Here is a 25070-nt window from a genome sequence, read left to right as displayed (position 1 = left end):
CCACCCGAAACCCTCCGTGCACGGGCCGTCAGTTGACGTTGATGACGCAGAACTCGTTGCCCTCGGTGTCCCGGAGTACGACGAACTCGTGTTCCTCCGGGTACGACCAATCCTCGGCCCGCGTCGCGCCCAGTTTCACCAGGCGGTCGATGTGGGTATCGCGATCCGACGTGTACAGGTCGAGATGAACCGGCGTCGGCGCAGCAGGAATTGCTTCAGCACGTTGCAAAAGGACCGCGGGCCCGGTCCCCGCCGGATCCTCCAGCTTGGCGAATTGGTCCTGCTCACCGATCCGCTCCGGTCGCCGATACCCCAGTGCCGCCGACCAGAAGTCGGCGGCGCGCTCCATGTCGGTCGCGTTCACGCAGACCGTCGCCACCCGAAGATCCCCGACACCATCGCCACGTTTGGTAACCATGCCTACCCCTGTGCCCGGCTGACAGCTCCCGCGAACAGCTCAGCTGCGCTCAGCGAGCTGGCGCTTGAGGTCGTCGGCGGCCTTCTGGTCGCGGGAGAGGCGGACGAGCGCGGCGGCGAGGGATGCGTGGCGGGCGGGGGTGTCGGCGCGCGGCGGTTTCGTCAGGCCGAGTCGGTGTGCGCCTTGCTCGGCGCGTGGGTCGACGTACGGCGCGATGCCCGGCCAGACCGCCTGGACCTCGCGGAGAAAGATGTCCGCGCCGGACGGGCCGATGCCCTTGAACTCCTGCAGGAGCTGACGCAGCCGATCAGGATCGTCTCCACCTTCGTCGTGCAGCTTGCGCAGATCGCCGTTCCAGCGATCGAGAAGGTGCTCGGCGGCGTCGGCGAGCATGGTCGACGTACGTTCGTCGTACCGCCGGTAATGACCGCGCCCCAACGCATCCACGCGCGCCTGCCAGCCTGCATCGATCATCTTCCGCGGCGTCCGGTATCCGGCCGCGAACAGCTCCCGAGCGGCGGCGACGGCGACGCCCGCCGTTATTCGTGCGCTGAGCAGGGACGCGAGTACGAGCAGTTGGAACAGCGGCGAGGGCTTGTCCGCGAGGGTGATACCGGCTTCGTCGGCGTACGTCCGTCCGTGCCGTTCGATGATCAGATCAACGATGTCAGGCATGCTCCCGTGGTGCCCGGCTCGTTTGCTGGTATGTATCCCGGGCACCGGAAACCCATGATGAGCAGAGCATCGCGAACCCTCGCCGCAGCGGCTCTGCTGGTGCTCGCACTAGCACCCGCCACAACCGGCGCAACAACCGCCCAAGCCACACCCGCCTCGGCCTCTAGGCACACCTCCTCGACCACGGGAGCCAGCGCCCGCACCTCCTCGACCACTGGAGCCAGCATGCGCGACCAGTCGGCTACTCGGGCCATCACGAGCCGCTCAGCAGCCGCCGTAGGCGGCACGCTGGCCTCGGCAGCCGCCGAAGTCGGCGCGCTTGGCTCGGCACGTGCTCAGGCGGCGCCGACTCCTTCCCCGACCCTCGGTGAGAACTCCCCGGCCCCGAACCCGCCAGGCTCGGCCAACGGAAGCCCCCAGGACTACAAGGGCGCGGTATGGATCGTCGTGGGCGTCCTGGTCGTAGCAGCCCTGATCGGCGGCGGAACGCTGTACCTCGCCCGCACCCGCCGCATCGACCTTAGCGCCCGCACCTCCACCGACGACGGCCCCGGCGACCAAACCGCACCAGACGAACCCCGCACCACCTCAGCCCAAAACCCACCAGCCAACCACCCCGGCGCCCCAAACCGAGGCGACCGCTAACCGCTCCGCAGCCCACCCACGCTGCGCCGCCACCGGCGAGCACTAGCGCCCCAAACCGAGGCGACCGCTAGCCGCTCCGCAGCCCACCCACGCTGCGCCGCCACCGGCGAGCACTACAACGCGACGGGCACCTGACCGCCGCTGAAGCGCGACCGCGCCAGCCACGTTGGAACGCAGAAACCCGGTGGCCACGCCACCGTGGCCCGACCCGCCTCAAGCAGATCGGTCGCCGATCCCGTGACCAGTCGGCGACCGATCACCCCTCTCCAGCAGCCGCCCCCATTCCCACCCGGCACCTACTGCGAGCCCCGTCCCACGCCCATGGCCCACAGCGACCCGCATGCTGCACCCAGAGCACCACGCCCAAGACCGCGCCCCGGCCGCTAGGCCCGGTTCGACGCCGCCGAGTACTGCGCCCCGGACTGCGCCCCGGACTGCGCCCCGGGCCACCGGACAAGTACGCCGACGCGGCGAACCGCATTGCGCCCGGAACTGCCGCCACTACGACCTCTCCCGGGTACTGCGGCTGGCCTGCGCCCGTGGAGTACTACGACCAGTACGACGCCTCCCGGGGTGCTGCGGCCGGTACGACGCCTCCCGGGGTATTGCGGCCCGGTACGACGCCTCTGGGGCTGGGGTGCTGGGAGGGGTACGGCGCCGCCAGCTGCTCTGGCCAAAGTGCGCCCCTGGAATACGCCGCTTGGTACAGCCGCCCCGGCATCGGGGCTGCGTGGTCCCCAAGTACTTCGGCCCGCGTTCTTCGGTTCTGGTACTGGCGCCTCAGATGTTGGCGTAAGTACCAGGAGCCGGAGTGCGCGGGCCGAAGTACTCGGGCTTGGTTAGGTGCTGGGTGTGGCGGTTTACGTGTCGCGGGGGAGTTGCTCGTCGGGGTCCTCGTCGGGCTTGGGTTCGATGTCGGGGTCCGGGGAGATGTCCGGATCGTCTGGTGGGGCGGCCGGGTCGGTCAGGTCTGGGTCGACGACCGGCGGTATGGGACCTTGGGGTGACGGGACTGTGCTCATATCAGCCTCCTCGTGAACGACACTCTCCGCATACAGGTTCCCGCCCCGCGGGCACCCCATGCGTCCTCGGGTGGCGCCCGAGCGCCTGCAGCCCGTGCGTACACGTGCCGTGTGTACGAACCGTGAGCACAGGTGCCCTGGATCCCGTGCGTATAGGTGCCGTAGGTGCGCGTGCGTACATGTGCCGCGTACGGGCGTGTGCCACATACGAATTGTGAGTACGTGAGGCCTGTGCGGGCTAGTGAGACACGTGCCGTGGGGGCTCGTGCGTACACGTGTCGTGGGTACGGGCCGTGCGTACATGTGCCGTGTCTGCGGGCTCGTGGGTGCAGGTGGCGTGGGTACGAACCGTTGTTAGTACATGTGGCGCGTACGGGCCCGGCGTGCGTCTCGTTCAGGTGCCTATGGGACCCGTGGGCGCGTTCCCCGTGGGTGCTAATGCGGTGCAGAGGCCCGGGGTGGCGCGGGCGTGCAGGGTTACTCGGTGGGGCCGGGAGGCGGGAGACCCAGTCTTCTTGCTGACCGCACTCGGCGCTTCCCGGCTCGACCGAGCTGTTAGCCGGCGCCGGTGGGTGCGGCCGGACGGGGGGTGCGAGGGGACGTGGCCGCCCTGATGAGGTGCTTCGCGGCGGCCGGGCGTGCGAGGGAGCCGCGACGGAGGTCGCGGTCGGCAGTGCCGTGAAGTACGTCCATCAACCTGTCCTAGCGGACCGGACGGGGCGGCCCCTTGCTGTTGGAGGGCTGTTCGCTCCCATCTCACCCCTCGCTCGTGCTCACGTCAACACGGCATCGTTGTCATAAGGCAACGAATGTGCCGGCGCGTTCACGGGTACCGCTCGAAGGGGCGGAAGGAGTGCCGATGGCTAGGCGTGCGACGACGGTCGGAGTGCTCACGTTCTGGTGTTTTCTCGTCTGGCTGGCGCTGACCTCACTGTTGACCGTTGAATCACTTGTCACCGGCTCGGTCGTCAGCCTGCTGGTTGCCTGGTCGCTTGCGCCGCTGGGCTCAGTTGTTCGGCCGTGGCGGGCGCTGTCGATGCTTCGGCTCGCCGGTTTCGTTGCCTTCAAGGTACTTCGGGCCAACCTCTCGCTGGCGCGCCGGATCTGGACGCTGTCATTGCCTTTGGCAACAGGAATGGTGATCGTGCCGACGCGCTTCGAGGACGAGAGCCGCGTGGCCGCGGTGGGGATCATCAGCTCGCTGATCGTCGACAACCAGCTCATCGACCTGGATCGGTCGCGCCGCGAACTCCTGTACCACTGCGTCGCCGTACCAGCAGCAGGCTGGCGGTACGGCGAGATCATCGGCCCGCTGGAGCACCGGATCGACGCCCGCACGCGAACCGGGTATGGAGACGTCGATGGTTGAGATCTTGGGATTAGTGGCAATCCTCGAGTTGGCCGTGGCCGGGTTGCTGGTGGTGCGGCTCGCAATGGGCCCCTCGGTGACTGACCGGGTCGTTGCCCTGAACGCGGTCTCGACCCAGGCGACCTTGTCGTTGCTGTTCTTCGCCGCGTACGCGGACCGCACGATCTACCTCGACGTCGCACTGTGGATGGCGTCGTTCAGTTACCTCGGTGCGCTCGTCTGGGCGCGGTTTCTGGAGCGTGGTCTGTTGTGAGAACCGCACTTGTCGTCGTGCTGTCGCTGGTCGGGCTGTTCTTCTCGCTCACCGGGGCGATCGGGGTCCTGCGGATGCCTGACGTGTACTCGCGCATCCAGTGCACGTCCAAGGTCATCACGATGGGAGCGATACCGGCCTTGCTGGCGGTTGCCGTCAGCAAGGGTTTGCTGTCGCAGTACGGCGTACACGCGCTGATCGTGGCGTTCCTGCTGCTCGTGCTGAACCCGGCCGCGTCACACGCGCTCGGCAGGGCGGCGTACAAGACCGGTATCCGTCAATGGTCCGGCGCGGTCGCAGACGAACCGCGGGAGCGGGGGAGGTCGTGATGTTCTGGGTGCTCGACTACCTGTGCCTCGCCGTCGTGCTCACCGGTGCCGTACTCGTGGTCAGGTTGCGCAATCTGGCCGGTGCCGCGATGGCGTTGTCGCTGGTCGGGACCGTGCTGGGATTGCTTTTCGTCGTACTCGGTGCACCGGACGACGCGCACGCGCAGATCGTGGTCGGGGCGATCGCGTTGCCGACGCTGTACCTGATCGCGATCGGCAAGGTCCGGACCGACGTCGAGGACCGTACCGAACTCGGCGAGCCGGCTGACGATCCGGACGACCGGCCATGAGAAGAGCCGTTGTCGGATGGGTGTTCGCGGTCGCGACTGCGGGGGTACTCGGTGTGGCTGTCGTCGACCTGCCGCGCGAAGGTGCCGCTCTGCCGCACATCGCACGGCAGGCGATGACGGTCGCGCTGCCTGACTGGCGTACGACGGAACCGGTCAGCGAGGTTGTCTACGGGACCCGGACGTTCGACACGTTCGGGGAGACGTTCCTGCTGCTCGCGGCGGTGGTCAGTGTGCTGTTGCTCGCGCGGCATCGGGAACGGCGGCACGACTACTTCGGCGAGGAGGAGGCGGGGCAGGAGGAGCAGCGGTACCAGAACCCTGGCGACGAGCCCGTCGGCCCGACCGAACGCACCGCCCGAGCCGCCGACACCCGCGAAGACGATGATGCTGCGGCGAACGCAGGTGAGGCGAGTGCCGGCCGGCCGGAGACGCCGGACGCGGAGCCGGTGGGGACCGCGGCGCCCGAGGCGGCGCAGGGGATGACGGTCGTGGTGCGAGTGGCGATCAGATGGGTGTTGCCGGTGCTTGCTGTCGCGGGTGGGTATCTGGTCGTGCAGGGATACTCACCGGGTGGCGGGTTCCCCGCGGGCGTCGTGCTCGTGGGGGTCGTGTTGCTTGTGTACGCCGGGTTCGGCTACCGACGGATCGCCAGACTGGTACGCCCGGGTCCGCTGGAGGTGCTCGAGTTGATCGGCGCACTGCTGGTGATCGTCGTGCTGGCGCTCGGGCTCGCACTGAAAGGTTCGTTCGGCGCGAACTGGTTGCCGTTGGCACCGGAACAGACGTTCCGCAGCGGTGGCACCATGCAGGCGTTCTCCGTAGCCGAGCTGATCGAGGTAGGTACGGGCCTGACCATCGTCATCTTCTCGTTCCTCGCGATCCGCCACGACTGGACTCCAGCGAATCCCGATGCCGCAGACTCGACCCAACCCGGGGGTGACGGGGAGGACAGTCGATGATCCTTGTCAACTATCTCGTCGGGGTGGTGGTGTTCGCGCTGGGCGTCGCGGTCATCCTGACCCGGCGGAATCTGGTCAAGATCGTGATGGGGTTGTCGTTGATCGAGTCCTCGGGGTACTTGTTGTTGCTCTCGGCGGCCTATCGCCGGGGATCCACCGCGCCGGTGTTGCTGAAGCCGCCCGGAGGACAATCGGAGCAAGACCTTGCCCGGGGCAACGTTGCGGATCCGGTGCTGCAGAACGTCTGTCTGACCGCGATCGTGATCGGTGTCGCCGTGACTGCCGTGCTGCTCGTCACCGTGGTGCGGATCGCTCAGCACTACCGGACCCTGGACGCGGACCGGGTCCGCGATCTGCGCGGCTGACCGTGGATCCCGCGCTGTTGCCGCTGCCGGTGGTGCTACCGATCGGTGGCGCCGTACTCGCGCCGTTGCTCAGCAGGCTCTCGCCCCGCGCCCCGATGGTCGTCTCACTACTGGCTCTGGGCGGAGCATCCGCGATCCTGCTGACGTTCGCCACAGACGTGTACGCCGGACAGCTCCAAGGTCACGCAGTAGGCCACGTCGGCCCGGTCGACGGCGCGCAGCTCGGGATCACCGTCACCGCCGAACCGTTCGGCCTCACCTACGCGTTGCTGACCGCAACGATCGGCACGCTACTGTTGCTCTACAGCTTGTCGGAGCTCGGCGGCCTCGGCGCCCACGAGGCAGGCTGGTACGCATGCCTCGCGCAACTGTTGCTCGCAGCAATGATCGGTACGGCGCTGACGGCCGATCTGCTCAACCTGTTCGTCTGGTTCGAGGTCGCGGCGCTGGCCAGTTACGGGCTGGCCGGCTTCTTCCTCGAGCGGCCATGGGCGCTCGAGGCAACCTTCAAGATGATGGTGCTCACCAACCTCGCCGGCTTCTTCGTCTTCGTCGCCACCGCGTTGCTGTACTCCCGGCACGGCGCCCTGAATCTCGGCCAACTGCAGCACGCTCTGACCGGAAACGCCGGTAGGGCGGACCTGGTCGCCCTTGCCCTCCTCCTCGCGGGCTTCGGCACGAAGGCCGGTTTGATGCCGTTCCACGGCTGGCTGGCCGACGCACACTCCGCTGCGCCGGGCCCCGTGTCAGCGATGTTCTCCGGGCTCATGGTCAACCTCGGCGTGGTCGCGATCGCACGAGTCGCCCTGGACGTGTACGCCGTACACCGGACCGCCCTGCCCGGCATCCTGCTCGTCCTCGGCCCGCTCTCCGCGATCGCCGGTGCCGCTCTCGCGCTCGGCCAGGACGATCTGAAGAGACTTCTGGCGTACGACACCGTCTCCCAGATGGGGGTGCTGCTGACAGCCGTCGGCGCCGGCTCGCTCACGGCGGTCACCGGGTTCGTCTATCACCTCGTCGATCACGCCCTGTTCAAGACGCTGCTGTTCCTCTGCGCCGGCGCGATCGTGCACGCCACCGGGATGACCAGGCTGTCGCAGATGGGCGGTCTGGCCCGCCACCGGCCGTTGACGACCGCAGCGTTCCTGCTCGGTACGGCGTCGATCGCGGGCGTGCCGCCGCTCAACGGCTACGCATCGCTGGGGCTCATCCACGACGCACTCCGCTCGGACCATCCCGCCGCGTTCGTCGCGGTGCTGCTTGCCCAAGTGCTGACAGTGGCCGCACTCGGCCGGGCGACATACCTGGCGTTCTTCCGCCGGCGCGACGACGAGTACGACCCGCTGGAGCGGACGCGGCCCGGCGCCCTGGTCGCGTTCGGGGTGCTGGCAGTCGGTTGCGTGGCGTTCGGCGTGCTCCCGCGCGTGGTGGTGAACCACGTCGCCGCGCCGGCCGCCGCCGTACTGCTCGACCAGAATGCATACGCCGCCGCGGCGCTCGCCGGCCATGCCACGGTCACCGTGACCACACCAGCGTTCCAGTACTTCGCACCCGAAGAACTCCTGATCGCGATCGGTTGCATCGTCGCCGGAGTCCTGCTCTGCGGCTGGTATGTACGCCGCCCCGAACCGCGCTCGATCACGTTCCTCCGGCGTCTGCACACCGGCTCCGTGAACGACTACGCCGCCTACTCGATCGCCGGCCTGCTCACCTGCGCCGCGGTACTACTTACCGGAGGGTAGGCGACGGCTGTCGATCAGGTGCTGCGCGACCTCGCGCAGCTTCGTGTTGGTGTCCTGGGAGTACCGGCGCAGCACCTGGAAGGCCTGGTCGCTGTCGAGGTTGTACCGCTCCATCAGGATCCCCATCGCCTGCCCGACCAGCTTACGGGCATCGACCGCGACCTTCAGGTGCTCCTCGCGCCGCGCGCTCGCGACCGCGACCGCGGCGTGCCGGGCCAGGATGTAGGCGACCGCGATGTCGTCCGGTCCGAAGGCGTCCGGTTCCTTGCTGTACAGCCCCAGTACGCCGAGCGGCCCGGACGACGTCCACAGCGGTACGTCGAGCACGCTGCGTACTCCGAGCTCGAGAACCTTCTTGGCCCAGTCGACCCACCGGGTGTCCTGCTCCAGGTCCGGCACCAGGACCGTCGCTCGCTCCTCCATGCAGAGCACCAGCGGACCGTCGCCGCCGGCTGTCTGGAACTGGTAGATCTCGGCGACCACGGGATCGGTGACCGCTGGGATCTCCAGCCCGCCGCCCCTGTGTCGCAGCGCGACGCCCGCATAGGCACAGTTCAACGCCTGGATCGCGAACTCGACCACCGCCTGGATGGTCTCCTCCACGCCCTCGGCCTCGTGCATCTCCAGCGCGAGCCGCGAGAAGACGTCGGCTGCCTGCTCAGAATTCGTTCGTGCCGGAGGCTCGGCGCCGGGATCTTCCGTGTCGCTGCCTCGTCGATCGATATCTGTCACTTGTTCATCATGCATCGCAGCGGGCCGCGAACCCAGATGACCCGCACACCCGGCTCAGGCCTGCCGGGTGCGCCAGCTGCCATCAGCTGCCCTCCCGGAAGTCGAGGCGGCGGTCGACGATCTGCTCGGCGATCTGCTGCACGGTCGCATCGTGGGCGAACGCATGGGCCCGCAGGATGGCCAGGGCGTCGTCCGGCGATACCTGCAACTGGACCACGACCATGCCGGTCGCCTGATGCACCACGGACCTGGCCGTCAAGGGGCTGTCGGGCTCAGCGGCCGAGGCATCGGACAGTACGGCGACGCCGACCGCGTCGGCGAGGAACTGCACAACGTCGGCAGGCTCCTGCAGACCGTTCTTCGTGTAGACGCTGTAGACACCGAACGGATGGCCGGCCGACCGCATCGGGAAGCAATGGATGGTAACGGCACCCGCCGATTCAAGGGCCGACCGCGCGAACGCCGGCCACAGCTGCTCAGCCGCTGCCTGCAGGTCGGTGACCACTGGCCGGTTGAGCCGGAAGGCGTCCCGGCAGGGCCCTTCGCCGAGGATGTCCTGCAGATTCTCCAACTGCGCCGCCACATTGTCGGTCGCGGCCAGGGTCAGCCGGTTGCCGATCTCGGCACTGTTGATGTTGATCGAACTTCCCCGGGCACCGACCAGCTGCCTGCTCGCCTCGCACAGCCGGACCACCAGCTGCCGACGCGGATCAACGGCAGCAACGAGTCTGGCCAGCCGCGCTAGCACCGCCGCCCGATCCACCATCCTAGCCTCCCAACCCGGGCCCCGGCCCGACCGGATGATGTCCTACTGTGCCGCCGCTCGTGCCCTCCGGTCGGGCACGCTCGGTACTCCCGGTCAGGCTGACAGTGCGAGTTGTAGGTTGCTCATGATCATCCGGAGGCGCCGCGACACCTGCATCTGGCTGACGCCGAGCTCGGCGCCGATCTCCGCCTGGGTGAGGTGGTCGACGAAGCGCCTGCGCAGGATCAGCTGATCCCGTTCCGGAAGGTTGTCGACGACCGGCTGCAGCGAGTGCACCTGGTCGACGAGTTCGTAGGTGTTGCCGGGCTGGGCGACTTCCCGCGCCGGTGCCGAGGCGCCGGTGTCCGTGGTCTGCTCCGCGTCCAGCGACGTCGGCTGGAAGCAGCCGCGGGCCTGTTCGGCCTCGATGATCTCGTTCACCTCGACACCGATCGCCTCGGAGAGCTCGCGGCGGTCCGGCCAGTGCCCGAGCGCGACCGCCAGCTTGCCCTGCACGGCGTTCAGCCGCGCCTGGATCTCCTGCAGCCGCCGCGGCAGCTTGATCGCCCAGGCGTTGTCGCGGAAGTGGTGCCGGATCCCGCCGCGGATCGTCGGTACGGCGTACGACCGGAAATCCGAACCCGGCGACGGCCGGTAGTTGCGGGCGGCGCGGATCAGGTGCTCGATGGCGATCTGCTCGAGGTCCTCGTCGTCGACACCGCGACCGCGGTACCGGTGGGCGAGCGTCCGGGCGAGCGGCATGCCGCTGACGATCGCCTCGTCGAGGAGTTGTTCGCGGCGTGGGCCGCGGCTGACGTGCGCGGCCCGGAGCAGGTGCTCGGTCCGGGCGGACTCTTCGGCGTACGACGCCTGCGCTGGACTACTCGATGCCATTGCGGGTTGTCCTGCCTGTGTCCGTCCCGGCCGAGCACGGCGCATGGTTTGGACCGCAACCGGGACTACCCCCGGGTACCCGCGGTGACAGGCCTGAATCATTGTTTTGAATCATCGGTGTTTATGCCGGACGTAGGCGGGAAGCACCAGCCAGAACGCGACGAACCAGAGCAGCACCCCGATCACCACCACCACGGCGGCGGCGCGGGGGAGTACGACGTCCAACGCGATCAGCAGACCACCGCAAATCGAGAGGACCAGGAACGTCATCCCGCCGCGCGCCAACCGGTCGGAGATCTTGACCAACCGGTCCCGCAGGCCCTGCCGGTACAGCGCGCGGTGGAACGCCACCGGCGCCAGGAACAACACGACCGCGAGGGCGGCGGCGGTCAGTGTGCACGCGTAGACGCCGTGCGTGAACTCGTCCGTGGTGTGGAACTGGCTCTGGAATGCGATGCCGAGCAGGAATGCGAACAGGATCTGCGTCCCGGTCTGCACCAGCCGGAGCTCCTGGAGCAGCTCGCTCCAGTGCCGGTCCAACCGCTCACCGGACGTCTCCCCGTCGCGTTCGTACGTGAGCGACTCCTTGGGCGCCTCCATGCCTTTCCCGGTACCCGACGGTCAGCGCTTGATGCTCGTGACCACGGCCGGGTACGGGCGAGAGCGTCGGCTGCTCGACCGCGGTGCGCAATCGATGATCACGAAGGGGTACAGGGCGGTGCATGAGCCAGAACGAGTGCCTGATCGAAGCGAGTGCCGAGGACGTGTTCGCGATCCTGACCGACGGTTGGTCGTACGCCGCCTGGGTGGTGGGCGCGTCCCGGATCCGGGACGTCGACCCGCACTGGCCCGAGCCGGGCAGCCGGATCCACCATTCGGTCGGCGCCTGGCCGCTGCTGCTGAACGACACGACGTCGTCGCTGGAGTACGAGCCCGCGCGCCGGCTGCGGCTGCGGCTCCGGGTCTGGCCGGCCGGCCACGGCGAGGTCGAGTTCACCGCCACCGACACCCCCACCGGCTGCCGGTTGGTGATGACCGAGCAAGCGGTCAGCGGGCCGATCTCGCTGTTGCCCAAACCCCTCGCCGATCTGATGCTGCACCCACGCAACGACGAGGCGTTGCGGCGGATCAAGCTGATCGCTGAGCGACGGCGAACCTGACCGGCTTGCCGCGGTGCAGTCGCGGTTTGTTGCTGTACGGCGGGGGCACCGGGCCGCCATGGGATCGATCGACCGGATTGCGGAGCCGTGGGGGACGCGGGCGGGGTACGGGCCGGGGGAGCGCTGGCCGGTCCGGGTGGACCTCCGGCTGGACGACGGGATCAGCCCGGACCAGGTCGACAGCTGGGTGCAGTCGGCGACGATCCTGCACTCCAACGGCGACGGGCTGGACATCGCGGTCAAGGACGGCCGGATCGTCGGCGTGCGCGGCCGCGCCGTCGACCGGGTGAACCACGGCAGGCTCGGACCGAAGGACCTGTTCGGCTACCAGGCCAACAACTCCGCGGACCGGCTGACGACGCCCCTGATCCGCCGGGAGGGTCAGCTGGTCGAGACCGACTGGGAGACCGCGATGTCGGCGGTCGCCGGACGGACGAAGGAGCTGCTCGCCGAGCGCGGGCCCAGTTCCATCGGCTTCTACACGACCGGGCAGCTGTTCCTGGAGGAGTACTACACCCTCGCCCTGATCGGCCACGGCGGCATCGGTACGAACCACATGGACGGCAACACCCGGCTGTGTACGGCGACCGCTGCCGCCGCGCTCAAGGAGACGTTCGCGTGCGACGGCCAGCCCGGTTCGTACACCGACATCGACCATGCCGACGTGATCGCCTTGTACGGGCACAACATGGCCGAGACCCAGACCGTGCTGTGGACCCGGATCCTCGACCGCCTCGCCGGTCCGAACCCGCCGAAGATCCTGTGCGTCGACCCCCGCCGTACGCCGGTGGCCGAGGCCGCGACGATTCATTTGGCCCCTCGGCCCGGTACCAACGTCGCGCTGATGAACGCGCTGCTGCACGAGCTGATCGAGCACGACTGGGTCGACCGCGACTACGTCGACCGGAACACCGTCGGGTACGACGAACTCGCCAAGCAGGTCGTCGGCTGCGACCCGGACTGGGCCGCGGAAATCTGCGACGTGCCGGCGGACGACATCCGCGCTGCGGCGCGCCTGCTCGGGACCGCGGAACGGCTGTTGTCGACTGTGCTGCAAGGCTTCTACCAGTCGCACCAGGCCACCGCCGCTGCTGTCCAGGTCAACAACGTCAACCTGCTCCGTGGCATGCTCGGCCGTCCCGGCTGCGGAATCCTGCAGATGAACGGGCAGCCGACCGCCGAGAACACCCGCGAGTGCGGCGCCGACGGCGATCTGCCGGGCTTCCGGAACTGGGCGAACGACGAGCAGGTCGCGGACCTCGCCCGGGTCTGGAACGTCGACCCGCAACAGATCCCGCACTACTCCGAGCCGACGCACCTGATGCAGATGCTGCGCTACGTCGAGGACGGGTCGATCCGGTTCCTCTACGTCAGCGGCACCAACCCGGCGGTCTCGTTGCCGGAGCTGCAGCGGATCCGCAAGATCCTCACCCAGGAGCGGCTGTTCCTGGTCGTCCAGGACATCTTCCTGTCCGAGACCGCAGCGCTGGCCGACGTGGTGTTGCCCGCGGCAACGTGGGGTGAGAAGACCGGGACGTTCACGAATGCCGACCGCACGGTGCACCTGTCGGACAAGGCAGTCGAGCCGCCGGGTTCGGCGCGGGCCGATCTGGACATCTTCATCGACTACGCGCAGCGGCTGGAACTGAAGGACAAGGACGGGCAGCCGCTGGTGAAGTGGACCGATGCCGAAGGCGCGTTCGAGGCGTGGAAGGAATGCAGCGCCGGCCGGCCGTGCGACTACACCGGCCTGAGCTACGACAAGCTTCGCGGCGGCAGCGGGATCCAGTGGCCGTGCAACGCCGAACACCCGGACGGGACCGAACACATCTACGCCGATGGTGAGTTCTGGAGCGCACCGTCGTACTGCGAGAGCTACGGCAAGGACCTGGTGACCGGGGCTCCGCTCGATCCGGTCGAGTACAAGGCGATGAACCCGTCGGGCAAGGCAGTCCTGAAGGCAGCGGAGTACCTGGCGCCGCACGATCCGCCGACGCCGGAGTACCCGTACTTACTGACGACCGGGCGGACGTTGTACCACTTCCACACCCGCACCAAGACCGGCCGCGTCCGGCAGTTGCAGAACGCCGCGCCGGAGGTCTGGGTGGAGCTGTCGCAACTGGATGCCGAGCAGCAGGGCTGGGACGAGGGTGACCTGCTCCGGATCAGTACGCCGCGTGGGCAGGTCGAGGCCCGGTTGCGGGTCAGCGGGATCCGGCCGGGGACGTTGTTCCTCCCGTTCCACTACGGCTATTGGGACGCACCCGACGGGCCGCCGGAGCGGGCCGCGAACGAGCTGACCGTCACCGACTGGGATCCTTGCTCGAAGCAACCGCTGTTCAAGTGCGCGGCGGCGGCGGCCGAACGGATCGCGCCGGGTGGCGCGCCGTCGGCGGCACCCACGACGACGGCGTCCAAGCCGGTCGGCGGTGGCATTCGCCGGACCGTAGGTGGAATCGACGCGATGGTCGTCGAGGACTTCGGCGATGATGTTGTGGAGGGCAACCGATGACGAACAAGGTGGGCCTGGCGATCCGCGAGCTGCACCGGGCCGAGAACGATCTCGCCACGGACCTGCTGCAGGCGTCCAGCCGGCACAAGGCCGATCACGACATCTTCTACCTCGGCCGCGACCTGGCGAAGTGGTCGCAGGATCATGTCCGTGAACTCGCGAAGCACGGCAAGAACTACGACGTCGAGCTGGACGCCGAGCCCGCCGGCGAGTCGGGGCTGTTGGCAACGGTCCGGCAGTTCGGGTCGGAGCTGATCGGTGGACATCACGATCCGGCGCTGCTGCTGCTGAAGGATCTCCGGGAGATCCACCGCAAGGCGGCCGGGGTGTCGCTCGACTGGGAGGTCCTGGCCCAGACCGCGCAGGCTCTGAAGGATTCCGAGCTGCTCAGCCTGACCAAGACCTGCCACCCGCAGACCCTGCGTCAGCTGCGCTGGGCGAACGCATCGCTGAAGACCAATGCCGCCCAGATCATGGTCACTCCTTAAGAGGATCGTCCGGCTGCTGCTCGAGCAGATGCAGGACCGGTACGCCGAGATGCCGGCGGGCCTGCGCCGACCAGTCGACGTGCAGCAGCTCCGCGATCACATGCGGCCGGGTCACCACCACGACCTCCTGACCCTGCACCCGCAGGATGTCGTCGACGAGCTGGTCGACCGGATGCCGGTGGGTGATGCTGCCCTCGGCTTCCCGGCCGAGCGACCGGAGCCGTCGCAGGCTGCGTTCGAGCGACGCCGATGCCTCGGCGTCGGCGGCCCGCTGGGCCTCGTCGGCCACCTGGTGCACCTCGTCGGGCGGGCGGAATCCGTACCGCGGTCCGGTCATTCCGAACATGTCCGAGCCGGCGATCCCGGACAGCGACGCCTCGACCTGGGCCTGGGCGTCCTCGCACGGGACGATCAGGTGGAACCGGACGGGTTCCGGCTTGGCGGCGTACAGCTGCACCAGGCGTTCGGTGTCCGGGACGCTCAGCTCCTCCTCGACGAGGACCAGGACGTCGTACATCACGAACCTCCTGCCGATGTGGGGAGGTAACTGGCCGACGACAACGGTGCGTTACCGGCGCAGGCCTGGACGAGGCGCTCGAGGGCGGACGTCCAGAACAGATCGTAGTGATGGAGGCGTCCAGCCGGGATGCCACCGTGCGTCAGGATCAGGTGGGATCCGCGCCTGGCCGGCACCACGTCCACGAGCACCTTGCTCGAGCGGTGCGACGGATCGTTGAAATCGGCCTGGAAGTAGTGGGGCGGGGAGCAGGTGGTCACAATGCCGGTCTCCTGCGTGTCCGGGCCGGTCACCACCACGAAGCCGCCGTACAGCGTGTCACTCAGCAGTGTTGGTCCGAGCCAGCTGCTGAGGAGCTCCGGGCGGGTGATGAGATTCCACAGGCGGTCCGCGTCACAAACCAGCGTCCTGACATATCTGAGCTGCGGCGCCCGATTTGTCTGTTCTGCATGTTTAGTTCGCGCCATGCCCAACCAGTGCCCATACCGCGCGTGGGTAGTCGCTACAGAGCATCCCGGGCGTAGAAGATGTACGCGGCCGGTGTGCCGAGGAGCATCGTCGCGGCCAGCAGCAGGATCAGGATGTTGCGGAGGCGCTCCACGCCGAGCGATGTGGTGTAGAACGAGTCCGGGCTGCGCTGGTCGTACACGACGGCGACCTTGTCGCCGACGTGGCGGGACCGCGACCACAGTTGGAGGGTCTGCGTGGTGGTGTGAAAGGTGCCGTCGGCAGCGGTGAAGCCGATCGTTGCCTCGGTGCCGCCACCGGTGCCCTGCGGGTTGTGCGGGAGTTTGCGGGTGGCAACGACGTGGCCGACCGCGCGGACCTGGTGTGCGGACAGGTCGCTGAGATCGTCGATCCGGTGGACGCCCCAGATCAGCGTGACGACGCCGACCGAGAAGATCCCGAGCGCCATCGCGGTGAACACGGTCCAGGTCGCGACGACGCCGAGTCGCTTCCGGCGGGTCAGCCGCCGCGCCGAGTACTGGGTGCTCACAGCTCTAAAGAGAACTCAGGCCGACCGGCGTGTCCACTCGAAACGGCGCGCCGTGGCCAGTGTCTGAAGTTGCCTACGTTCAGCCCTTGACGAGCAGTTCTGCGCAGTGGCTAACTGGTCGGCACCCGCCTGCCCGAGGAGACTCGATGCGCCTGCTCAGGTCTGCCGTCTGCGTGCTCGCCCTGGCCGCTCCGTTTACCATCGCGCCGCCGGCCACCGCTCAGCCGGCCGACACCATGGCCCCCACCGCCCCCACCGCGCCCACCGCCACGTCCGCCGCGGCGCCCGCCGCCCTTTCGCCTCAGCCGCAGCAGCTCGTGCAGCGGCCGGACGGCTTCCCGATCACGCCGGTCGTCGGTCTCGTCCGCACCGCGCGCACCGACGCCGACGCCGAGCGCGTCGTCCGGCAGGCGCTCGACCGCGCCGGCGTGCGGACCGTCCGCACCACCGACGGCGCCGACCCGGGTACGCCGACCACGATCTGGCTCGGCCGCAGCGCGTCGGTGTTGACCGCCCTGGGCGTGAAGGACAGCACCGGCCTGCCCGCCGAGGGATACGTACTGGCCGCCGGCCGCGACCGCGACGACCGCGCCCAGGTCGTCCTCGACGGCGTCGACGGTGACGGCACCTACTACGCTGCGCAGTCGTTCGCGCAGCTGATCCAGCGGCGAACCGGCCAGGACTGGCTGCCCGGCGTCGCGATCCGTGACTGGCCGACGATGCGGTACCGCGGCGCGATCGAAGGCTTCTACGGCACGCCGTGGTCGCAGGCCGACCGCCTGGACGAGCTCAGCTACCTCGGCGAGCACCGGATGAACACCTACGAGTACGCGCCGAAGGACGACCCGTACCACCGCGAGCAGTGGCGTGACCCGTACCCGGCCGACAAGCTGGCGCAACTCGCCGCCTTGGTCGACCGGGCCCGGCAGAACAAGGTCGACTTCACCTTCGCGCTCTCGCCCGGGCTGTCGATCTGCTACACGTCCGAGGCCGACTTCCAGGCGCTGATCGCGAAGTTCGAGGCCTTGTACGACGTAGGCGCGCGGTCGTTCAACGTGCCGCTCGACGACATCGACTACAACACGTGGCACTGCGCCGCGGACAAGGCGAAGTACGGCACCGGCGGTGGCGCCGCCGGGCGTGCGCAGAGCGACCTGCTCAACCGGGTGCAGCGCGAATGGGTCGAGACCAAGCCGGACGTGGCTCCGCTGCAGATGGTGCCGACGGAGTACTACAACGTCAGCGAAACGCCGTACAAGCAGGCGCTGCGCGAGCAGCTGGACAGTGACGTGGTTGTGCACTGGACCGGTATCGGCGTGGTGCCGCGCACGATCACCGCGGCGCAGGCCGCCCAGGCGAAGGCCGTGTTCGGGCACAACATCCTGATCTGGGACAACTACCCGGTCAACGACTACGCCGCGGGCCGGCTGTTGCTCGCGCCGTACACGGGTCGCGAACCGGCCATCGCGGACAGCGTCGCCGGGGTCATCTCGAACCCGATGAACCAGGCCGCGGTCAGCAAGGTCGCGCTCTACTCGTTCGCGGAGCTCGGCTGGAATCCGGCGAAGTACGACGCGCAGGCCTCTTGGCGCCAGGCCCTCGCCGAACGCGCCGGCGGCGATCCGGCGACGATCGCCGCGCTGCAGGTGTTCGCCGATCTGAACACGTACGACGGCACGCTGCACCCGGAGAGTGCGCCGGTCCTCGGTGCCGCGGTCGACCAGTTCTGGCAGCTGTGGTGGTCCGGTCGACATGCTCAGGCGATCGCCGTACTGCGGCCGCGGGTGAACGCGATCGTGGCGGCCCCCGCGACGATCCGCGCCAAGGTGGTCGACCCGGCCTTCACCGACCAGGCGGAGTCGTGGTTGAAGGCCACCGAACTGTGGGGTCAGGCGATGAACCGCGCGCTCGACCTGCTCGGCGCGCTGGACGCGGGTGACGGCGCCGCGGCCTGGACCGCGCGGCAGCGGATGAACGCGCTCGTCACCCAGGCGAAGGCGATCCGCGACAGCCGGCTTCCGCACAGCGGTACGTATCCGCGGATCGGTGAGGGGGTCGTCGACGCGCTGATCGCGGAGGCGGCCCGGGTCCACGACCGCTGGCTCGGCGTGCAACCCGGGCGTACGGCGACCACGAGCCTCGGTACGTACCAGGACAACGTGCCGGCGCGGATGATCGACGGCGACCCGAACACGTTCTACTGGAGTGACGGCGCGCCGACCACCGGCTCCGAGGTGCGGGTCGATCTCGGCCAACCGTCGGCGATCGGAGCGATCACGCTCCTGATGGGCAAGACGTCGAGCCCGAACGACTACATCCACTCCGGCGTCCTGGAGTACTCCTCCGACGGCACTCGCTGGACCGAGTTGACCCGCGCGACCACGGCCGAGGTACGCGCCACAGCCCCGGCCGGGACAACCGCACGCTACGTCCGGTACCGGTCGTTGAGCGCGAGCGACTACTGGCTGGTCGTCCGTGAGTTCACCGTCGAGACGATCGGCGGGCACACGACGACGCTCACCGCGAGCGGTACGCCGGCGCCGGCCGCGGGATCGTCGTTCCAGCAGGCGGTGGACGGCAATCCGGACACCGCGTACGTGCCGTCCACCGCACCCGCCGCCGGTGACTCGTTGACCATCGGATTGTCGGCGCCGCGCGAGCTGGCAGGCCTGACGGTGCTCCAGCGGAGCGCCGGTACGGCGGACGTGGAGGTCCAGGTCGGCGGCGGATGGCAGCGCGTCGGCTCGGTGTCGTCGGCGTACGCCGAGCTGCCGGTGGCCGATCTGAGGGCAGAGGCCGTCCGCCTGGTCTGGAAGAGCGGTACGCCGGAGGTGGCCGAGGTCGTGCCGCTGTGGACCGACACCCCGCTGGCAACGGTCAGCGTCGGCAACGAGCGCACCGATGTGGTCCGAGGCGTGGCATCGACGTTCACGGTGGACATCTCCGCCGACCGGAACACCGACGTCAGCGGCACGCTGAGCGTCGCCGCCCCGGCCGGCTGGACCGTCGAGACCGCGGCCTCGGTCACGGTCAAGCGGGGCTTCACACAGTCCGTCCCCGTCCAGCTGACGCCACCCTCGGATGCCGGATTGTCGAATGTTGACATCCCCGTCACGTTCACCGTCGGCCAGACCAGTTTCGACACTGTCCTGCCGGTCGCGGTCCGGCCCCGGACCGGCGCCACGAACGTCGCCCTGCACCGCCCGGTCGTTGCCTCCAGCATCGAACCCGGTACGTCGTTCACCGCCGGCCTGGCCGTCGACGGTGACACCACTACCCGCTGGGCCTCGGGCTACAACGACGCCTCGTGGCTCCAGGTCGATCTTGGTACTCCCACCCGTCTGGGCAAGCTCGTCCTGCGCTGGGAGGCGGCGTACGGCTCGGCGTACACCATCCAGGTGTCCGACGACGCGAATACCTGGACGACCGCGACCGAGATCACGAACGGCGACGGTGGCACCGACACGCTCTGGCTCGACACCACTGCCCGGTACGTCCGCATGCAGGGCGTACATCGCGCCACGCAGTACGGCTACTCCCTCTATGAACTGGAGGTCTACCCGGCGCAGTAGCCAGGCCCGATGAGAGGACGCTGAGAGGCGTGTGTGTCCGGCCGGACCGCGACCTACTTTGGAGGAGTGAGTTCAGCCGGGCAGGGGGTTCGGTTGCTGACCAGGTTCTTCGGCGTCAGCGCGCTGGCGGGTGCCTTGACGGCCGGTCTGCTGATACCGATCGCGGGGTTCGCCGGATTCGGCACCGAACAGGTCGCCGACACGTTGCGCAGCCTGCCGAAACCGCTGAACAGCGGGCCGGCCGACGTCCGGACCCGGATCCTGGCCGCGGACGGCAGCCTGATCGCGAACCTGTACGACGAGAACCGGGCGCCGGTCGGCATCGCGCACATCGCGCCGGTGATGCAGAAGGCGATCATCTCGATCGAGGACTCGCGTTTCTACCAGCACGGTGCGCTCGACCTGCAAGGCACACTGCGCGCGCTGATCCGCAACCACGCCGAGGGCACCGAGCAGGGCGGTTCGAGCATCACCCAGCAGTACGTGAAGCTGACCCTGCTCGAGAACGCCAAGACGCCCGCGGAGCAGCGCGCCGCGACGGCCCCGACGTACGAACGGAAGCTGATCGAACTGCGGTACGCGGTCGCGGTCGAAGAGCAGCAGTCGAAGGACCAGATCCTCGACGGCTACCTGAACCTCGCCAACTTCGGTGACGGCACGTACGGCGTCCAGGCGGCGGCCCAGCACTACTACGGCGTCAGCGCCGCCGCGCTTACGCTCCCGCAGGCCGCGATGCTCGCCGGGATCGTGAAGAACCCCAGCGGGTACGACCCGGTGACGCACCCGGAGCAGGCGATGCAGCGGCGGAACACCGTGATCGAGCGGATGCTCCAGCTCGGCACGATCTCGGTCGCCGAGGCCAACCGGGCGATCCGGACACCGGTGATCGACCCCTCCCGGGTGCACCCGATCCTGAACGGCTGCGCGAACTCGCCGTACCCGTTCTACTGCGAGTACATCGTCTCCAAGCTGCTCGACAACCCCGCACTCGGCGGCACCGCCCAGCAGCGCGACCACTACCTGAAGACCGGCGGACTGACGATCCGGACCTCGCTCGACCCGCGGATCCAGGCCGCCGCGCAGAAGTCGATCGACGAGCACACCAAACCGACCGACAACACGGTCGCCGCGATCACAATCGTCGAGCCGGGCACCGGGCTGGTCAAGGCGATGGTGCAGAGCAAGCCGTACGGCGAGGGCCGCGACCAGACGGCGTACAACTACAACGTCGAGAAGTCGTACGCGGGCGGGTACGGCGGGTTCCAGAACGGCTCGACGATGAAGGCGTTCACGATCGCGGCGGCGATCCAGCAGGGCATCCCGATCGACTACAAGATCAACTCGCCCAAGCAGATCGACCTGAGCATGGTCCCGTACCGGACCTGCGACGGCTGGACCCGGGACCAGGACTACACGCCGAAGAACTCGACCAAGAGCGGCGACTTCACCATGGTCGACGCCGCCCGGTACTCCGTGAACACGTACTTCCTGCAGCTGTCCCGCAAGACCGGACTGTGTTCGATCGCGACCATCGCGGCCAAGCTCGGGATGTACAACGCGCAGACGCTGCGCCCGCTCGACCAGGTCGTCTCGATGACGCTCGGCGTCGGGTACGTGACCCCGCTGATGCTGTCGAACGCGTACGCGACGTTCGCCGACCGCGGTGTCTACTGCGCGCCGCTGCTGGTCACGTCGATCACCGACGAGAACGGCAAGAGCCTCGCGACCCCCGGCCAGGCATGCAAGCAGGTCCTCGAGCCGTGGGTCGCGGACGGCGTGAACCGGGTGCTCAGCGCGGTGATGCAGCCCGGTGGTACCGGCGGCAACCTGAGCTTCGGCAGCTGGGACCTGGCCGGCAAGACCGGCACGATCAACAACAACCTGGCCGTGTGGTTCTCCGGCTACACCCCGAACCTCGCGGCGGCGGCGGTCGTCGCCGACGGGACCCCGCCGTACACGAACCTGATGTACGGCCACAAGCTGAACGGCGAGGACATCGCCGACCCCACGGGCTCCGGGACAGCCGGGCCGCTGTGGGAGTCGGCGATGCGCGGGGCACTGGAGGGCTTGCCCCACGACTCGTTCGTCGCACCGCCGTCACGCGTGCTGGGCAGCCTGTCCAACTAGGGGAGTGCTCTGAGCGCTTGCAGGAACGCCTCGGAGAACGTCGGGAACGGCTGGATGACGTCGAGCAGTACCGGTAGCGGGACCTTCGCCCGGATCGCCAGCGTGGCCTGTTGGAGCCACTCGCCGGCCTCGGGACCGACGGCGTACGCGCCGGTGATCAGAGTGCCGTCCGAGATCAACGTCAGGAACCCCGGCTGGGTGTCGTACGAACGCAGGTACGTCGAAGTCCGTGGCACGCCCGAGAGCTGGATGGTGCTCGAGTACGGACCGTCCGCGGCGCCGACCGAAGCTGCTTGCGGATAGCAGTACACGACTCGCGGCACGGCTCGGTAGTCCGCCTTCCGCGGGGTGCCAAGGATGTTGCTCGCGGCAACTCGTCCCTGGTACTCGCCGACGTGGGTCAGTTGCCACAGGCCCGTGACGTCGCCGATCGCCCAGATCCCCGGTGCCGCGAGCAACGTGTCGTCGACCGCGATGCCGTGCGGGTTCGCCTCGATGCCGACGGTCTCCAGCCCGATGCCGTCCACCCGCGGCCGGCGGCCGGTCGCGACCAGGACGCGATCGCCCGACACCTGCGTCCCGTCGCTGAGGTCGATGACGTACGACGATCCCGCCAGCGTGACCCGCTCCGCGCCGGTACCGACGCGAACGTCGACGTTGTCGGCGATCAGCGCCTCCGCGACCGCCGCGCCGACGGCTCGGGGCTCCCGCGGCAGCAGGTGCTCGTCGCGTTCGAGCAGCGTGACGTGCGAGCCCATCCGGGCCAGCGCCTGACTCATCTCGACCCCGGTCGCACCGCCACCGAGGACGAGCAGCCGATCCGGCACGTCGACCAGGCCGGTGACGTCGCGGTTCGTCCACACGCCGGGCAGGTCCCGCAGCCCGGGCACCGGCGGGATGATCGGGTCGGCGCCGGTGGCGACCACGATCGCGTCGGCGGTATACGTACGGTCGTCGACAGCCACCGTGTGCGGTCCGGCGAGCCGTCCGTTGCCGCGCAGTACGTCGATCCCGGCGTCCTTGGCCCACGCGACCTGACCGGAGTCGTCGTAGCTCGACACCATGAAGTCGCGCCACGCCAACGCCGCCCGCACGTCGAGCCGGCCGGTGACGGCCTCGCGAGCGCCGGGTGCGTCGAGCGCCTCGGCCAGCGCCTCACCCGGACGTAGCAGGGTCTTCGACGGGATGCAGGCCCAGTACGAACACTCGCCCCCGAGCAGCTCGCGCTCGACGACGGCGACCCGCGCGCCACCCTTGGCCAACGTCGCGGCGCAATGCTCTCCCGGCGCACCGGCGCCGAGCACGATCGCGTCGTACTCGCGCTTGCTGTCCATCTCGCACTCCCTTCGGTTGACCTCAGCCTGAGCCCGGTCACGCGCCCGCGAAGCCAGTGAGTGTCCCTGGTCTGCACCGACCAGGGTCTGTCACTGGGGCGGTAACGGGCCGGGCGGGCGGATGGTGGTCCCGGGAACATCCACGAGCCGGAGGCTGGAGATGGAATTTCTGGTCACGATGACCACCCGGGTGCCGGAGGGGGTCACCGACGCCGAGGTTGCCGAGGTCCGGGCCCGGGAGGCTGCGCACACCGCCGAGCTCGCCGGGCAGGGCCGGGTGAAGCGGTTGTGGCGCCCGCCGCTGGCGCCGGGGGAGTGGCGGACCCTCGGACTGTTCGTCGCCGACGACGCTGAGGACCTGGAGAACGTGCTGGCCTCGATGCCGCTGCGGATCTGGCGAACCGACGAGGTGACCGAGCTGAGCCCGCATCCGAACGACCCGGGTCTGTCATGACCACCCGGGACGAGCGGGCGGCGGCGGGGATTGCGCTGCGCGGACGAGCCGGGGCGTTGCTCGTGACGGCGACCGTGTTGGCGTCGACGGTCGGCTTCATCGACGCGTACATGATCAACGTCGCGATCCCGGCGATCGGTCGTGATCTCGATACCGGCGTGAGTGGGCTGCAGTGGGTTCTCACCGGCTACCTGGTCACCGTCGCCTCGATGTTGCTGCTGGCCGGCGCCCTCGCCGACCACTTCGGCTGGCGCCGGATCCTCGTGGCCGGTCTCGCGGTCATGCTGATCGCGTCGCTGTGTTGCGCGGCTGCCCCGAACATCGGGGCGCTGATCGCGGCCCGCGTCGTGCAAGGAGCGGGCGGCGCGATGGTCGTTCCGAGCAGCCTCGCCTTGCTCAACGGCACCCTCCGGCCGGAGGACCGGGCCCGCGGGATCGGCGTCTGGGCGGGCGTGTCGACGCTCGGTACGACGCTCGGCCCGTACGGCGGCGGCTGGCTGATCGACCACGGCTCCTGGCGGTACGTGTTCCTCCTCAATATCCCGCTGATCGCCGCCGCGTTGTGGGTACTGCGCGGCGTACCGGAAAGCAGCCGTGCCCGCCGACCGTTGTCGGTCGACATTGCCGGCGCGCTGCTCGCCGTCCTCGGACTCGGTGGGCTGATCTACGCACTGACAGCCGGCCCCGCCTCGGGCTGGGGCAGTGCCGTCGTACTCGTGTCGGGTGCGGTCGGCGTCGTGTGCTTGATCGCGCTCGTGCCGGTCGAGCAGCGCAGACCGGCCGCCATGTTGCGGACGGCGCTGTTCCGGATTCGGCAGTTCGTGGCGATCAACGCTGCGACGATCCTGTTCTACGGCGCATTGTCCGCGGCCAGCTATCTCGTTGTACTGCAGTGTCAGTTGCGGCTCGGGTACAGCGCGACGGAGGCGGGTGCGGCGCTGATACCGGAGTCGGCCGTGTTCCTGGTCGTCTCGCCGTTCGTCGGTGGTCTGGTCGCGCGGGTCGGGATCCGCTGGCCGATGGCGGCCGGCATCCTGATCGTCGCCGGAGGGTTCGCGTGGCTGTCGGCGGCGAGCCCCGGCGAGAGTTATGTCCAGGCGATCCTGCCCGGGGCGTTGCTCTGGGGGCTCGGCATCGGTCTGACCGTCGCGCCGCTGACCGCGGGCGTGCTGGCCGCTGTCGACGACGCCGACCTGGGTGAGGCGTCGGCGATCAACGACGCCGCCTCACGGGTCGGTGGCGTCGTACTGATCGCGCTCGTCCCGGCGCTGCTCGGCGTCGGCGGTTCGAACGACCTCGTCGAGCCGCTCGCGCGCCGGTACCAGACGGCGATGCTCGTGATGGCCGGACTGAGCGTCATCGCGGCGTTGATCACCTTCACCTACGTCGCGCGCGGGCGGCCGTCCGCGACCCGGCTCCCGGCCACGCCGCGCGTGCACGGCTGCGCGGTCCCCGTATCGAACTAGAAGGA

The 25070-nt window shown here is 68.9% G+C and carries 25 protein-coding genes; 14 read left to right on the top strand and 11 right to left on the bottom strand.

The genetic code is table 11. The features are described 5' to 3' along the window. Positions 1–28 precede the first annotated feature (28 nt). The 3 genes from FB475_RS00955 to FB475_RS36585 form a co-directional block, all read right to left on the bottom strand. Positions 29–418: a VOC family protein gene (locus tag FB475_RS00955; protein ID WP_141851596.1), complete on the bottom strand. Its 390-nt coding sequence runs from the start codon at positions 416–418 to the stop codon at positions 29–31. Positions 419–457: 39 nt separating this feature from the next. Continuing rightward, entirely contained in the window at positions 458–1093 is a 636-nt protein-coding gene (locus tag FB475_RS00950) for an HhH-GDP family DNA glycosylase (protein WP_141851594.1), read from the bottom strand. 1505 nt (positions 1094–2598) lie between these two features. Continuing rightward, positions 2599–2760 carry a hypothetical protein gene (locus FB475_RS36585; protein WP_185758987.1) on the bottom strand — a complete coding sequence of 54 codons (162 nt, stop codon included), beginning with the start codon at positions 2758–2760 and terminating at the stop codon, positions 2599–2601. 859 nt (positions 2761–3619) lie between these two features. On the opposite strand from FB475_RS36585, the gene FB475_RS00945 reads away from it, so the two are divergent. Genes FB475_RS00945 through FB475_RS00915 form a run of 7 tightly spaced genes read left to right on the top strand, consistent with a single transcriptional unit; the run spans position 3620 to position 8067 of the window. After that, positions 3620–4129 carry a Na+/H+ antiporter subunit E gene (locus FB475_RS00945; RefSeq protein WP_141851592.1) on the top strand — a complete coding sequence of 170 codons (510 nt, stop codon included), beginning with the start codon at positions 3620–3622 and terminating at the stop codon, positions 4127–4129. Continuing rightward, complete coding sequence (locus FB475_RS00940) at positions 4122–4382, top strand: MrpF/PhaF family protein (RefSeq protein ID WP_141851590.1); 261 nt, start codon at positions 4122–4124, stop codon at positions 4380–4382. The genes FB475_RS00945 and FB475_RS00940 overlap by 8 nt, the downstream gene beginning before the upstream one ends. After that, positions 4379–4711 (top strand): monovalent cation/H(+) antiporter subunit G, encoded by a 333-nt coding sequence (gene mnhG / locus FB475_RS00935; protein WP_202878221.1) that lies wholly within the window; start codon positions 4379–4381, stop codon positions 4709–4711. The genes FB475_RS00940 and mnhG overlap by 4 nt, the downstream gene beginning before the upstream one ends. Continuing rightward, positions 4711–5001, top strand: coding sequence for a Na(+)/H(+) antiporter subunit B (locus FB475_RS00930; RefSeq protein WP_202878220.1), 291 nt, complete (start codon positions 4711–4713; stop codon positions 4999–5001). Before mnhG ends, FB475_RS00930 begins: the two co-directional genes overlap by 1 nt. Further along, a complete protein-coding gene (locus FB475_RS00925; protein ID WP_141851586.1) occupies positions 4998–5960 on the top strand; it encodes an MnhB domain-containing protein in 963 nt (320 codons plus the stop codon). The genes FB475_RS00930 and FB475_RS00925 overlap by 4 nt, the downstream gene beginning before the upstream one ends. Beyond that, complete coding sequence (locus tag FB475_RS00920) at positions 5957–6325, top strand: sodium:proton antiporter (protein ID WP_141851584.1); 369 nt, start codon at positions 5957–5959, stop codon at positions 6323–6325. Before FB475_RS00925 ends, FB475_RS00920 begins: the two co-directional genes overlap by 4 nt. A gap of 2 nt (positions 6326–6327) precedes the next feature. Further along, the gene (locus tag FB475_RS00915) at positions 6328–8067 is read left to right on the top strand and encodes a complex I subunit 5 family protein (RefSeq protein WP_202878219.1); all 1740 of its coding nucleotides are present in this window, start codon (positions 6328–6330) and stop codon (positions 8065–8067) included. Here the strand turns inward: FB475_RS00915 and FB475_RS00910 are convergent. From FB475_RS00910 to FB475_RS00895, 4 genes are all read right to left on the bottom strand, one after another. Further along, on the bottom strand, positions 8050–8799 hold the full coding sequence (locus FB475_RS00910; RefSeq protein WP_337678193.1) for a GAF and ANTAR domain-containing protein: 750 nt from the start codon (positions 8797–8799) through the stop codon (positions 8050–8052). The genes FB475_RS00915 and FB475_RS00910 overlap by 18 nt on opposite strands. Positions 8800–8881: 82 nt before the next feature. Continuing rightward, positions 8882–9565 carry a GAF and ANTAR domain-containing protein gene (locus FB475_RS00905; RefSeq protein ID WP_141851580.1) on the bottom strand — a complete coding sequence of 228 codons (684 nt, stop codon included), beginning with the start codon at positions 9563–9565 and terminating at the stop codon, positions 8882–8884. A 93-nt stretch (positions 9566–9658) separates the two neighbouring features. Next, positions 9659–10438: a sigma-70 family RNA polymerase sigma factor gene (locus tag FB475_RS00900; RefSeq protein ID WP_185758985.1), complete on the bottom strand. Its 780-nt coding sequence runs from the start codon at positions 10436–10438 to the stop codon at positions 9659–9661. 111 nt (positions 10439–10549) lie between these two features. After that, on the bottom strand, positions 10550–11038 hold the full coding sequence (locus FB475_RS00895; protein WP_141851576.1) for a DUF6328 family protein: 489 nt from the start codon (positions 11036–11038) through the stop codon (positions 10550–10552). A 122-nt stretch (positions 11039–11160) separates the two neighbouring features. On the opposite strand from FB475_RS00895, the gene FB475_RS00890 reads away from it, so the two are divergent. The 3 genes from FB475_RS00890 to FB475_RS00880 are packed head-to-tail and all read left to right on the top strand — an operon-like array spanning position 11161 to position 14598. Further along, positions 11161–11598, top strand: a complete 438-nt coding sequence (locus FB475_RS00890; RefSeq protein WP_141851574.1) for an SRPBCC family protein — start codon at positions 11161–11163, stop codon at positions 11596–11598. A 58-nt stretch (positions 11599–11656) separates the two neighbouring features. Next, positions 11657–14110, top strand: coding sequence for a molybdopterin oxidoreductase family protein (locus FB475_RS00885; protein WP_141851572.1), 2454 nt, complete (start codon positions 11657–11659; stop codon positions 14108–14110). Further along, positions 14107–14598, top strand: coding sequence for a hypothetical protein (locus FB475_RS00880; protein ID WP_141851570.1), 492 nt, complete (start codon positions 14107–14109; stop codon positions 14596–14598). The genes FB475_RS00885 and FB475_RS00880 overlap by 4 nt, the downstream gene beginning before the upstream one ends. On the opposite strand, the gene FB475_RS00875 is transcribed toward FB475_RS00880, so the two are convergent. Genes FB475_RS00875 through FB475_RS00865 form a run of 3 tightly spaced genes read right to left on the bottom strand, consistent with a single transcriptional unit; the run spans position 14588 to position 16112 of the window. Then, the gene (locus FB475_RS00875) at positions 14588–15115 is read right to left on the bottom strand and encodes a hypothetical protein (protein ID WP_141851568.1); all 528 of its coding nucleotides are present in this window, start codon (positions 15113–15115) and stop codon (positions 14588–14590) included. The two genes, FB475_RS00880 and FB475_RS00875, sit on opposite strands and share 11 nt — an antisense overlap. Beyond that, positions 15115–15582, bottom strand: a complete 468-nt coding sequence (locus FB475_RS00870) for an SRPBCC domain-containing protein (protein WP_238332248.1) — start codon at positions 15580–15582, stop codon at positions 15115–15117. The genes FB475_RS00875 and FB475_RS00870 overlap by 1 nt, the downstream gene beginning before the upstream one ends. 35 nt (positions 15583–15617) lie before the next feature. Continuing rightward, complete coding sequence (locus tag FB475_RS00865; protein WP_141851564.1) at positions 15618–16112, bottom strand: DUF3592 domain-containing protein; 495 nt, start codon at positions 16110–16112, stop codon at positions 15618–15620. A 146-nt stretch (positions 16113–16258) separates the two neighbouring features. Between FB475_RS00865 and FB475_RS00860 the strand changes: the two genes are divergently transcribed. After that, positions 16259–19684 carry a glycoside hydrolase family 84 protein gene (locus tag FB475_RS00860; RefSeq protein WP_141851562.1) on the top strand — a complete coding sequence of 1142 codons (3426 nt, stop codon included), beginning with the start codon at positions 16259–16261 and terminating at the stop codon, positions 19682–19684. A 66-nt stretch (positions 19685–19750) separates the two neighbouring features. After that, a complete protein-coding gene (locus FB475_RS00855; protein ID WP_141851560.1) occupies positions 19751–21811 on the top strand; it encodes a transglycosylase domain-containing protein in 2061 nt (686 codons plus the stop codon). Here the strand turns inward: FB475_RS00855 and FB475_RS00850 are convergent. Next, a complete protein-coding gene (locus tag FB475_RS00850) occupies positions 21808–23145 on the bottom strand; it encodes a dihydrolipoyl dehydrogenase family protein (RefSeq protein ID WP_141851558.1) in 1338 nt (445 codons plus the stop codon). The two genes, FB475_RS00855 and FB475_RS00850, sit on opposite strands and share 4 nt — an antisense overlap. Positions 23146–23305: 160 nt before the next feature. On the opposite strand from FB475_RS00850, the gene FB475_RS00845 reads away from it, so the two are divergent. Both FB475_RS00845 and FB475_RS00840 read left to right on the top strand, forming a co-directional pair. Further along, positions 23306–23599, top strand: a complete 294-nt coding sequence (locus FB475_RS00845) for a muconolactone Delta-isomerase family protein (RefSeq protein WP_141851556.1) — start codon at positions 23306–23308, stop codon at positions 23597–23599. Then, the gene (locus FB475_RS00840; protein WP_141851553.1) at positions 23596–25065 is read left to right on the top strand and encodes an MFS transporter; all 1470 of its coding nucleotides are present in this window, start codon (positions 23596–23598) and stop codon (positions 25063–25065) included. Before FB475_RS00845 ends, FB475_RS00840 begins: the two co-directional genes overlap by 4 nt. Positions 25066–25070 lie beyond the last annotated feature (5 nt).

It is taken from the genome of Kribbella jejuensis (genome assembly GCF_006715085.1).
GTDB lineage: Bacteria > Actinomycetota > Actinomycetes > Propionibacteriales > Kribbellaceae > Kribbella > Kribbella jejuensis.
Note: the sequence above shows the minus strand (reverse complement) of the source record. Positions and strands in the feature narration are given on the sequence as shown.